This is a genomic window from Brachybacterium sp. HMSC06H03, assembly GCF_001807385.1.
Lineage (GTDB): Bacteria > Actinomycetota > Actinomycetes > Actinomycetales > Dermabacteraceae > Brachybacterium > Brachybacterium conglomeratum.
Genome location: NZ_KV788724.1, coordinates 1 through 11,058, shown reverse-complemented (window position 1 = coordinate 11,058; position 11,058 = coordinate 1). Strand labels below are relative to the sequence as shown.

Genomic DNA, 11,058 nt, shown 5'->3' with positions numbered 1-11,058 from the left:
GCCGCGGGCACGGCCGCGGTGAGGACGGTGCGCCGCGCCGGGCGGGCCGGTCGGGCTGAGCGGGCGTGGTGAGAAGCGTGCGCGGCGTGGGCGGACTGCTCGGGACCGTCGGCCGACGGGGCGTCGCTCGAGGGGCCAGGGGCGTCGTGGGGTGGGGTCTCAGGCAGGTCCGGCATGGTCAGCCTTTCTCGAGGGCGGTGACGATGGCGAGGAGCGGGACGATGCGGCTCGGCGGGATCGCCCAGCTTCCCCTGCGCGGGGACGTGGCCCAGCCGCCGGCCTGGAGAGCGGAGAGGTGGTGGTAGGCGACGCCGGTCGAGGCGAGCTCCAGCTCGTCCACCAGCTGCGCGACGGTGTGCTCACCCTCGACCAGGCGGCGCAGGATCGCGAGCCGCAGAGGATGACCGAGCGCGGCCACGGTCTCGGCGCGCTCGGCCCAGTCCGCGGCCAGGAGGTGCTCGGTGGGGCGGCCCCACTGGTACTCCACGTGCCCCGCCCCGACCTCGACGCTGCCGGCGTAGACGACGGCACCCGGGGCAGGGACCTGCGCCTTCATCGCGGTGAGGGCCCAGAACGGGTCCTCGTCGGGGGAGGGGCGCGATGATGCGCCGGCGGGAGAGGCGTCGACAGGCGCGGGATCGGGCGCAGCGGGCTCCTCGAGCTGCGCGATCCGGCGCTCGAGCGCATCCAGCCGTCGCAGAAGCTCCGGATCCTCGGCCATGTCCCACCTCCTGAGGTGACGGATCGGCGGCGGTGGCCGTCGACCACGATCAGAGTATCCGGAATTACGGAGGAACGGAATGGTGGTGGGTGTGCGGAGGGTAGAGGTGGCGCGGAGCGGTGAGGCGACGGCGGGCGCGGCCCGGTCAGGACCACCGGGCCCGGGCCTGTGCTGTCGGGGCCGGGCGCCGCACCCCGGGCCCCGGACGTCCCGTCGGCCGCGGCGCGCGGTGCGGCAGGATGGGCGGGAGATCATCGGCCGGCATCGCCGTCGGCCGCCGCGCACCGAGGAGAATCCATGGCCGTCTTCGCCGTCCAGTACACCTACATCGACGACGCCCAGCGCCTGGCGACGTTCCGGCCCGAGCACCGCGAGCACCTCGCCGAGCTGCTCCGCGAGGGCACGCTGCTGCTGTCGGGCCCGCTGGACGATGGCTCGGAGGCGCTGCTGATCGTGGTCGCGGACTCCGCCGAGGACGCGCTCGCCAAGCTCGACGGCGACCCCTTCAAGCGCGAGCGCGTGATCGTGGACCGCGTCGCGCGCGAGTGGAAGGTCGTGATCGGGGAGCTGCCCGGCGCCTGAGCCGGGGACGGCCGCGCCCTCTCAGAGGCGCGGCGAGCCGGGCTCGTCCCAGCCCGGTTCCTCGGTGTGTACCGACGGATCGGCGCCGAGGTCAGGCGTCGTCGACCCTGCCCCCGTGGCGCCGCCGGGCGCTCCGTCCTGCCTGGTCCGGTCCTGAAAGGCGAAGAGCTCGGAGACACTGTCGATGCGCGCGGCGTCCTCGCCCTGCAGCGCGAGGGGCAGCATCCGCTCCCCGCCGTACCGGCCCAGCAGCTGCTGCGCCGCCGGGTCCTTGAACACGTTCACCCAGATCAGGTCCTCGCGCGGCGCACGGATCGCGGCCTGCAGACGCGCCGAGGCCGGGTCCCCGGGCGCCCAGAGCACGATCGTCGGCGCCGTCCCGTCGGCCTCCCGCATCGGTGCCTGCGCGTCGGCGAGCGGGGTGTGCGGGCCGGAGCGCAGCGGACTCGTCCAGTACGCCATGAACAGGGAGAACGCGCCCACCGCGATTGCGGCGATGAGCTGATCGGCCAGCACCATCAGCAGCGTGAGCAGAGCGCCGCCGACGAGCAGCAGAACGGGCCGCAGCCACGCCCGGGCAGGGACGCGGGGTGCGGACGGGGCAGGATCGGTGCCGGACACCTGCCCAGGGTACGGCCGTCGCCTGGGCCCGCGGCGAGAGCGATCTGCAGGAAGGGGACTCCAGCGGCACGCGCTGGAGCTCAGCTCCGCGACGTGCTGCTGGAGTCCCCTTTGTGCAGGCGGGGCTGAGCCGCGGCGTCAGATCAATGCGGCGGTGGCGAGGCGCCCGGTGGTCTCGGCGACCAGAGCGTCCTTCAGCGCGGCGACGGCCGGGATCGACAGCGCGCCGCGACGGTTGATCAGGCCGATCATGCGGTCGTCGAGATCGGGCAGGTGGCGCACCACGAGATCGTCGGTGGGCGGGGCGGCCTCGAGGGTGGTCTCGGGCATCAGCGCGACGCCGCCGCCGTGCGTGATCAGGCGCTGCACCACGATCGAGTCGTCGGTCGAGTGGCGCACCTGCGGCGAGAATCCCGCGCGGCGTGCGCTCGAGAGCAGGTTCGCGCGGCAGCGCTCGCAGCCCGCGATCCACGGCTCCTCGGCGAGGTCGGCGAGGGTGAGGTCGGGGTCCTGGGCGCGCGGATGAGCCGCCGGCAGCACCGCCATCACGCGGTCCTCCATCAGCGGGGTCCACTCCAGGGCGCCTTCGTCGCCGATGTCGCTGCAGGGATAGCGGAACACGAGCGCGAGGTCGAGATCGCCCTCGCGCACGGCCGGCACCGCGTCCGGCGGCTCGAGCTCGTCGAAGGTGACGTCGAGGTCCGGGGCGCTCTCGCTCAGGCGAGCAAGCACCGGCGGCAGCAGCACGGCCGCGGCCGACGGGAAGGTGCCGAACTTGACCGTCCCGCGACGCAGGGCGGTGATGTCGGCGAGCTCCTCCTCCGCGGCGTGCAGCTGCGCGGCGATCGCCTCGGCGTGCAGGGCAAGGCGCGAGCCCGCCTCCGTGGGGGTGACGCCGGAGGAGGAGCGCAGCAGCAGCTGCGTGCCCACCTCCTTCTCGAGCGCGGCCAGGTGCTGGGAGACGGCCGGCTGGGTCCAGCCCAGCTCGCGCGCGCCCGCGCCGATCGAGCCGTTGCGCACGACGGTCCGGAAGATGAGAAGCCTGCGGGGGTCCATGGCTGCCATGGTATCCGGCAGTGGCAAGCCTGGCTTATGACTTCGCCGACGGCGTTCTGGGTGGTTCGGTGAGAGAGGGCACCGGGGTCCGCTCGACGCCGTATGACTTCTCTGGCAGCGCGGCGAGTCGATGAACCCAGCGCCGTGCTTGGGCTCGGATCGGCCGAAGCGCGGCAGGTTTTGCTGCCGCCACGACTCATGCGGCGGGCCGGATGAGTCGTGGCGCCAGCAAAAGGTGAGTGGCAGCGGCGACGGGGCGGGGGAGGGGCCGTGATCGGCTGCCCCGCCCCAGCCCCGCCCCGTTCACCGGGTCACAGCGGCGGGAGGCCCAGGTTCTCGCGCAGCGTGGTGCCGGCGTACTCGGTCGGGTACACGCCCCGCTCCTGCAGACGCGGGATGAGGTGGTCGACGATGTCGTCGAGCCCCGAGGGGATCAGCCACGGCGTGATGTTCAGGCCGTCGATCGCCCCGAGCCGCGCGAACTCCACCAGCCGGTCCGCGACGGCGTCGTAGCTGCCGGTGAACTCGCCGCGGCGCGCCCCGGACTTCACCCGCGCGAACTCGAGGATGCTCTGGCCCTTCTCGGCCGCCTCCTCCCGCCACTGGCGGGGGAGCTGCTCGGCCTTCTCGAACTGGAAGCCGGCACCGCGGGTCACGCCGGACTCGACGACCTCCGGCGGCACGTCCGGCAGCGGCCCCTCGGGATCGAACTCGGAGAGGTCGCGGCCCCAGTACTGCTCGAGCAGGGCGATGGCCTGCTCGGGGCCGATCTGGTGGTCGCGCACCCAGCGCACCTTCTCGTCGGCCTCCGCCTCGGTGGGGGCGAGGATGATCTCGGCGCCCGGGAGGATCTTCACGGCGCCTGCGTCGCGGCCCGCGGCGACGGTGCGCTCGACGATGCTGCGGCGGAACTCGACAGCCGCGGCGAGGGAGCCGTGCGGGGAGAAGATGACGTCGGCGGTGCGGGCGGCGAAGTCCTGACCGGCGGGGGAGGCGCCGGCCTGGAAGAGGACGGGCCGGCCCTGCGCGGAGCGGGGCAGGTCGCCCTGGGCGTGCACCGTGTAGTGCGCGCCGTCGTGCGAGATCTTCTCTCCGGCCCAGTACTGCTCGGCGACCTGCAGGAACGCCTCGGCGTGCGTGTAGCGGTCGGCGTGGTCGAGGTAGCCGCCGCGGCGGAAGTTCTCGCCGGTCCAGGCGTTGTCGGTGGTGACGATGTTCCAGCCGGCGCGGCCGCCGGAGAGCAGGTCGAGGGTCTGCAGGCGCCGCGCGAGGTCGACCGGGTCGTTGAAGGTGGTGTTCTGCGTGGCGACCAGGCCGATCTTCTCGGTCACGCCGGCCAGCGCCGCGAGCAGCGTCTGGGCGTCGGGCCGGCCGGCGACGTCGAGCTCGAAGGGCACGCCGCGGTGCTCGCGCAGACGCAGGCCCTCGCCGAGGAAGAACGCCGCGAACTTCCCGCGCTCGGCGGTGCGGACCAGCGACTCGAAGGACTCCCACGCGACCTGATCGCCGCTCTCGGGCAGGCGCCAGATCGTCGAGGAGTTCACGCCCTGGAAGAAGGCGCCGAAGGAGAGCTGTCCGGTGGGGGTGTGCGCGGGGTGGAGCGGGTGCTCGGCGGGGCCGGTCGCGAGCGCGGCGGCCTCCTCGGACAGCGGCGCGTCGGACAGCGGGGTGATGGCGGTGCTCATGCGTTCTCCTCGGAGGTGAGGCGGGCGCGGTCGGCGCGCCGGGCGGGATCGAGCTGGAAGGGGGCCTCGGGCAGGCCCAGCAGGTCGCGGAGGGTGCGGCGCGAGGCCGAAGCGGAGCCAGATCCGTCCGACGCGGCCGGGGCAGGGGCGATCAGGCCGCGGGAGCGGAGCTCGTCCGCCAGCTGCCGGACGGTGCCCAGCGGGTCGGCCTCGAGGTCCAGGCCCACCAGGCGCACGAGCCGCACCTGCTGCGAGGCGGCCGACGGATCGGCCTGCTCACCCGCGCCCGACGCCGCCTCCGTGCCGGTCTCCGCGAGGGCCGAGCCGATCTGCGCGGCGAGCTCCTCGACGCGGGCCCCGCCGGAGACGTCGAGGTCCAGCACCCGCCCGTCGGCCAGCTCGTCGCTCACGCGCTCGCCGGCGGCGGCGCGGTCGGTGTCGGCGACGAGGACGGGGACCAGGCCCTGCGGGGAGCGGGGCGTGATCGCGGGGCCGCGCACGGAGAAGGTCTCCGCCTCGACATCGGCGTACTGCAGGCGCGAGGCGTCGACGTACACGCCGCGCTCGGTGTCGCGCACGACGGCGTCCGGCGCCCAGGTGCCCCAGATCGTGCGGGCGGCCTCGAGCACGTCGGCGGCCTCGCGGGCGGTCGCCTCCAGGCCCAGCACCTCGCGGCCCACGGCCTCGGCGGCCGACGGGTCGGTCTCGGCCTGCAGCAGCCAGCCGGCCCGGCCGTGGCTGATGTGGTCCAGGCTCATCAGCTGCGTGGCCAGGTGGAACGGCTCGACGTAGATCGCGTCGGTGCGGGGCAGCAGGCCGATCCCCCGGGTCAGCGGCGCGAGGTGCGCGGCGACGTGGATCGGGTGCAGGCCGCCGTCGCTGAGGGTCAGCGCGCCGATCCCGGCCTCCTCGAGGCCGCGGGCGAGCGGGGCGAGGCCCTCCAGCAGGGACGGTGCGGTGACGAGGTCGACGGCGAGGACGGGCAGCGCGCCCGCGCCTCCCTCGGCGGAGGGGCCGGCCGACGGATCGGTGCCGGGCGTGGCGCCCGGGCGGGTCGTCTCGTCGGGCGTGACGGTGGTGCTCACGGGTTCTCCTTGGTGTGGACGCGGGATTCGGGGAGGGCCTCGTCGCTCAGCTGCCAGCGCTCGAGGACCTGGGCGTAGGTGCCGTCGGCCATCACGGCGTTCAGCGCGGCGGCGTAGGGCTCCGCGAGGCCGGTGCCGGCGGGGAGGGTGGCGGCGACGAGGGTCTGGTCGGGCCAGCCGGCGTCGATCCTGCCCTGCACCTCCATGTCGTCGCGGCGGGAGGCGGTGAAGCTCTGCGTGGGGAAGGGCGCCAGGTAGCCGTCGACGCGGCCGGAGCCGAGGGCGAGGAGGGTGTCGGCCTCGGTGGAGTAGTTCTTCAGCTCCGCCGGCGCCCTCCCGGCGGCCTCGAGCTCCGCGTTCCAGTCGACGAGGATCTTCTCCTGATTGGTCGCGGCGCCGACGGCGATGATCTTCCCGGACAGGGTGTTCGCGTTCTCGAGCCAGCCCTCGGCGCCCTTCTGCACGAGGAAGGCCATGTAGGCGGCGCGATAGGAGGCGAAGTCGAACTTCTCCAGGCGCTCGGCGTTGATGCCGACGTTCGCGTGGACCACGTCGAACTCGCCGCCCTCGAGCTTCAGCGGCCAGTTCTCCCAGGTGGTCAGCCTCTGCTCGAACTCCAGGCCCAGCTTGTCGGCGACGAGCCGCGCGATGTCGATCTCGGAGCCGATGTAGGTCTGGTTGTCGTCGGCCAGGAACGACAGCGGCGGCGGGGAGGCGCCGTTGATGCCCACGCGGAGCACGCCGGACTCGGCGATCTCCGCAGGCACCAGCGCGGCGATCTCCTCTTCGACCTCCGCGCGGATCAGCTCCTGGGTGCCGGAGGTGTCGATGGTGGGGGCGGTGCCGCCGTCGCCCTCGGAGGCCGCGGCCCCGGCGGCGTCGCCTGCGGCGGTTCCCGGGACGGCCACCGGATCGGCGCAGGCGGCGAGCAGGCCCAGCGGGAGCAGCAGGCCGCCGGCGGCGACCGTGCGACGGGTGGGGCGCAGGCGTGCGCGAGCAGGGCGGGTCATGAGAGGTCCTTCGAGGGGGTGCTGGAGGCGGTGCCGACGGGAGCGGGGTCGACGGAGGCGTCGCGGGCGGAGTCGAGCGCGTCGGCGTCGGTCGCCTCGGCGCCCGCGGCCGACGGGCCGGCGGTCTCCGCGCTGACCCGCTGCAGGAAGGAGCGGGTGCGCTCATGGGTGGGGGAGTCGATGACCTGCGCGGGAGGGCCCTGCTCGACGATCCGGCCCTGGTCCATGAACACCACGGTGTCGGCGACGTCGCGGGCGAAGGAGATCTCGTGCGTGACGATCACGAGCGTGGTCCCTGCGCTGGCGAGGGAACGGATCACCGCGAGCACCTCGTCGACCAGCTCGGGATCCAGGGCGCTGGTCGGCTCGTCGAACAGCAGCACCTTCGGGCGCAGGGCGAGGGCGCGGGCGATCGCGACGCGCTGCTGCTGGCCGCCGGAGAGCTGGCGCGGATAGGCGCCCGCCTTCTCGGACAGGCCCACCAGCGCGAGCAGCTCCCGGGCATGCGCCTCCGCCTCGGTGCGCTTCACGCCGAGCGCCCGACGGGGCGCCTCCGTGATGTTCTCCAGCGCCGTCATGTGGGCGAAGAGATTGAAGGACTGGAACACCATCCCGATCGCGGTGCGCTGGCGCAGCACCTCGGGCTCGCGCAGCTCGTGCAGCAGGTCGCCGTCGCGGCGGTAGCCGATCACCTCGCCGTCAACGCTGATCAGGCCGCTGGTGACGGGCTCGAGATGGTTGATCGAGCGCAGCAGGGTGGACTTGCCGGAGCCCGAGGGGCCCAGGATCGCGGTCACCTCGCCGGGCGCGATCGTGAGGTCGATGCCGCGCAGCACCTCGAGGTCGCCGAAGGACTTGTGCACCCCGCGGATCTCGACGAGACCGCCGCGCGGGCCGTCGGCCGACGGGCCGGGCCGGGCGGACCGGGAGGCCGACGTGCCGGGCCGGGTGACCGACGGGTCGGGCTGGGTGGCCGACGGGCTGGTCGCGTCGGCCGAACGGGCGCCGGCGGGCTTCTGCGTCCCGTCGGCCGAACGGCGGCGCAGCAGGGAGGTCAGCGGGCTCATGCGGCGGCTCCTGCGGTGACGGGGCGGCGGCCGAGGCGGGCGCGGAGCCGCTGCAGCGGGGTGGGCGGCAGGGTGCGCACCGCACCCTTGGAGTAGTGGCGCTCGATGTAGTACTGCCCGACGGAGAGCAGCGAGGTGATCACGACGTACCAGACCGTCGCGACCAGCAGCATCGGCAGCACCTGCTGGGTGCGGCCGTAGATCAGCTGCACCGTGAAGAACAGCTCGGCGTGCGCGAGGACGTACACGATCGAGGTGCCCTTCACCAGGCCGATGATCTCGTTGAACGCGGTGGGGAGGATCGCGCGCATCGCCTGTGGCAGCACGATCCGCAGCGAGCGGTCGCGGGCGGGGATGCCCAGGGCGCTGGCGGCCTCGATCTGGCCCTGGTCCACCGACAGGATCCCGCCGCGGATCAGCTCGGCGGCGTAGGCGGCCTGGTGCAGGCCGAGCCCGAGGACCGCGGCGATCATCGGGGTCATCAGGTCGCTGGTGCGGGCGTCGACGAAGGTGACGTCGGTCAGCGGGATGCCGAGCGTGATGTGCTCGTAGAGGTAGCCGAGGTTGTACCAGAGCAGCAGCTGCACCAGCAGCGGCGTGGAGCGGAAGATCCAGGAGAACGTCCAGCTCACCGACGAGATCAGGGAGGACTTCGACAGGCGCATCAGGGCGAGGACGAGGCCCAGTCCGAAGCCGACGGCGCCGGCGAGCACGGTGAGCTTCAGCGTCTCCAGCAGCCCGCGGATGATCGACTCGGCGAAGAACCACTGCGCGACCACGCCCCACTCCCAGCGCGGATTGGTCACGAAGGACCACAGCACCGCGGCGGCGAGCAGGCCCACCAGCACCGCGAGCACGATCCGGCCCGGGTGGCGGGCGGGGATCACGCGCAGGCGGGAGAGCTCCTCGTCGCTCACGGCGCCGAGGGAGCCGCGGTCCGCGGGTCCGGTTCCGGGCGGGCACGACATGACGTCGGTCCCCGAGGCGGCGCCGGGCGCGTCGGCGCGGCGGGCTGTGTCGTGGGTGACGACGGAGGAGGTCATGGTGTGCCTTCCGTGACGGAACGTGAACCGCAGGCCGGTCGAGGCTTGCGAGGCTCGACGTTATAAGCGAATCTAATGCAGATGCAAGGTGGCGACTATGACACGTCACGTTGTGACACAGAGGCACCTCGGAAGGGACCCGCACGCATGAACTCCCGGCACAGCGCACCGACCCCCACCAGCGCGGACGACACCCGCCGCGGCGCCCCGTCGCGCCTGGTGATGGTCGGCGGCGGGCCGCGCGCGATCGGCGTGCTCGAGCGGCTCGGCGCGAACGCCGGCGTGCCCGGGACGGCCGAGCGTCTCGCCCAGGCGCCGCTCCACGTGGACATCATCGACCCGCACATGCCCGGCGCCGGCCGGATCTGGCGCGCCGAGGAGAGCCCCCTGCTGCTGATGAACTCCCGCGCCGCGGACGTCTCGATCTTCACCGACGAGACCGTCGAGGCCGAGGGGCCCGTGGTCGCCGGCCCGTCGCTGGCCGAATGGGCCGACGGGATCCGCCGCGGCACGATCGCCGCGCCGACGGCCGGCACCACCCGTCTCGCCGAGATCCACGCGCTCGGGCCGACGGACTTCGCCTCCCGGCGCGTCCAGGCGCTCTACCTCGAGTGGTTCTTCGGGCAGGTGCTCGCGGCGCTGCCCTCGACCGTGTCCGTGACCGTGCACCGCACCACCGCGACGGCAGTGCGCGCGGGCGACGGTCCCGCGACCTGGAACGTCGAGCTCGAGGACCGCGCCCCCCTGCCCGCCGACCTGCTGCTGCTGGCCGCCGGCCACACCGATTCCCGCCCGAACGCCGCCCGCCACGAGCTCGCCGCCTTCGCCCGCCGTCACGGCGGCACCTACCTCGGCCCCTCCCAGGCCTCCGACGCGCAGGTCGAGCTGCTCGGCGCCGGGCAGGACGTGATCGTGCGCGGCATGGGACTCGCGTTCATCGACCTCATGGCGCTGCTGACCGAGGGGCGCGGCGGCCGCTTCGTGCCCGCCGCCGAGGCGGAGAGCGCGGGAGCGGACGCGGCCGCCGATCTGCGAGGTCGCCTGGACTACCTCCCCTCCGGCGAGGAGCCCCGGCTCTGGGTCGGCTCCCGCCGCGGCGTCCCCTACCACTCGAAGGTGCGCGACGAGGGCGCCCCGACCGGGCTCGGCGAGCTCGTGCACGTCACCCCCGCGAACCTCCGCGCCCTCGAGGACGAGCACGGCCTGCTCGACTTCCGCATCGATGTGCTGCCGCTCATCGCCGCCGAGATCGCCCACCAGGTCCCCGGAGCGCCTCTCGCGCAGGAGGGGGAGGAGCCGCTGGCCTGGCTCGACGAGCCGCTCTCCGATCTCGGCGCGACCACGCTGCCCGAGGCCGCGCAGCAGGCCACGCGCGATGCCGTCGTCGGCCACATCGAGGCGGACCTGCGCGACCGCATCGGCGGCGAGGTCACCGCCGCCCGCACCCTCTTCCAGCTGTTGCTGCGCCTGCACGGCGTGCTGGTGGACCAGCTTCCCGCGACCCGCGTGCGCGGCGGCGCCCGCGGCGACTACCCCCGCTGGTGGCACTCGCTGTTCAGCTTCGTCGACTCCGGCCCGCCCCCGCACCGCCTCCAGCAGCTGCTCGCCCTCGAGCGCGCGGGCATCATCCGCTTCCTCGGACCGGGCCTGCGGGTCACGGCCGACGAGACCAGCGGCCGGTTCCGCGCCCGCGGCGCCACCGGCGTCGGTGTCGAGGCCGGCGCGCTCGTGGACGCCTTCCTGCCCGAGCCCTCGCTGCAGGAGTCGACCAACCCGCTGCTGCGCGACCTGGTCACGGGCGGCGACGCCGCCCTCGGGCGGGAGTCCGCCGCCTCGCCCGGCGCCCTCGACACCGACGCCCGCCACCGCGTGATCGGCCCCGACGGGACGGCGCGCGAGCGGCTGTGGGCCGTCGGCCCCTGGACCTCCGAGCTGCCCATCGCCGCCTTCGCCCGCCCGCACACCAACGCCCCCTGCCACCGCCGCAACGACGCCCTCGCCCGCGAGCTGCTCGAGACCGCGCTGAGCGGAAACGCTCCCCGGCCGGAGGCCGAGGAGCCCGAGGGAGGGGAGGCCGACCGCGGCATCCCGGTGCTCGCCCCTGTCGCCGTCCGCGCCCCGCACACCCCGCGGCTCGGCGTGCTCGGCCCGGGCAAGATCGGCTCGGCCCTGACCCGCACGGCGCTGC

The 11,058-nt window shown here is 74.2% G+C and carries 10 protein-coding genes; 2 read left to right on the top strand and 8 right to left on the bottom strand.

Translation table 11 applies throughout. The features are described 5' to 3' along the window. Positions 1 to 178: 178 nt before the first annotated feature. Positions 179 to 721 carry an ArsR/SmtB family transcription factor gene (locus HMPREF3159_RS05595; RefSeq protein WP_070500049.1) on the bottom strand — a complete coding sequence of 181 codons (543 nt, stop codon included), beginning with the start codon at positions 719 to 721 and terminating at the stop codon, positions 179 to 181. Positions 722 to 1,018: 297 nt separating this feature from the next. Between HMPREF3159_RS05595 and HMPREF3159_RS05590 the strand changes: the two genes are divergently transcribed. Next, positions 1,019 to 1,303 (top strand): YciI family protein, encoded by a 285-nt coding sequence (locus HMPREF3159_RS05590; protein WP_010551819.1) that lies wholly within the window; start codon positions 1,019 to 1,021, stop codon positions 1,301 to 1,303. 21 nt (positions 1,304 to 1,324) lie between these two features. On the opposite strand, the gene HMPREF3159_RS05585 is transcribed toward HMPREF3159_RS05590, so the two are convergent. From HMPREF3159_RS05585 to HMPREF3159_RS05555, 7 genes are all read right to left on the bottom strand, one after another. Further along, positions 1,325 to 1,924, bottom strand: coding sequence for a hypothetical protein (locus tag HMPREF3159_RS05585; protein WP_246821486.1), 600 nt, complete (start codon positions 1,922 to 1,924; stop codon positions 1,325 to 1,327). A 138-nt stretch (positions 1,925 to 2,062) separates the two neighbouring features. Continuing rightward, positions 2,063 to 2,980 carry a LysR family transcriptional regulator gene (locus HMPREF3159_RS05580; protein ID WP_070500048.1) on the bottom strand — a complete coding sequence of 306 codons (918 nt, stop codon included), beginning with the start codon at positions 2,978 to 2,980 and terminating at the stop codon, positions 2,063 to 2,065. A gap of 311 nt (positions 2,981 to 3,291) precedes the next feature. Beyond that, the gene (locus HMPREF3159_RS05575; RefSeq protein WP_141748092.1) at positions 3,292 to 4,665 is read right to left on the bottom strand and encodes an LLM class flavin-dependent oxidoreductase; all 1,374 of its coding nucleotides are present in this window, start codon (positions 4,663 to 4,665) and stop codon (positions 3,292 to 3,294) included. Next, positions 4,662 to 5,750 carry an LLM class flavin-dependent oxidoreductase gene (locus HMPREF3159_RS05570; protein ID WP_070500047.1) on the bottom strand — a complete coding sequence of 363 codons (1,089 nt, stop codon included), beginning with the start codon at positions 5,748 to 5,750 and terminating at the stop codon, positions 4,662 to 4,664. Before HMPREF3159_RS05570 ends, HMPREF3159_RS05575 begins: the two co-directional genes overlap by 4 nt. Further along, the gene (locus HMPREF3159_RS05565; protein ID WP_070500046.1) at positions 5,747 to 6,760 is read right to left on the bottom strand and encodes a transporter substrate-binding domain-containing protein; all 1,014 of its coding nucleotides are present in this window, start codon (positions 6,758 to 6,760) and stop codon (positions 5,747 to 5,749) included. The genes HMPREF3159_RS05570 and HMPREF3159_RS05565 overlap by 4 nt, the downstream gene beginning before the upstream one ends. After that, the gene (locus tag HMPREF3159_RS05560) at positions 6,757 to 7,827 is read right to left on the bottom strand and encodes an amino acid ABC transporter ATP-binding protein (RefSeq protein ID WP_070500045.1); all 1,071 of its coding nucleotides are present in this window, start codon (positions 7,825 to 7,827) and stop codon (positions 6,757 to 6,759) included. The genes HMPREF3159_RS05565 and HMPREF3159_RS05560 overlap by 4 nt, the downstream gene beginning before the upstream one ends. Beyond that, complete coding sequence (locus HMPREF3159_RS05555; protein WP_141748091.1) at positions 7,824 to 8,870, bottom strand: amino acid ABC transporter permease; 1,047 nt, start codon at positions 8,868 to 8,870, stop codon at positions 7,824 to 7,826. Before HMPREF3159_RS05555 ends, HMPREF3159_RS05560 begins: the two co-directional genes overlap by 4 nt. Positions 8,871 to 9,017: 147 nt before the next feature. Between HMPREF3159_RS05555 and HMPREF3159_RS05550 the strand changes: the two genes are divergently transcribed. Next, positions 9,018 to 11,058 (top strand): FAD/NAD(P)-binding protein (locus HMPREF3159_RS05550; RefSeq protein ID WP_070500044.1); only part of this gene is annotated, 2,041 nt, incomplete at its 3' end.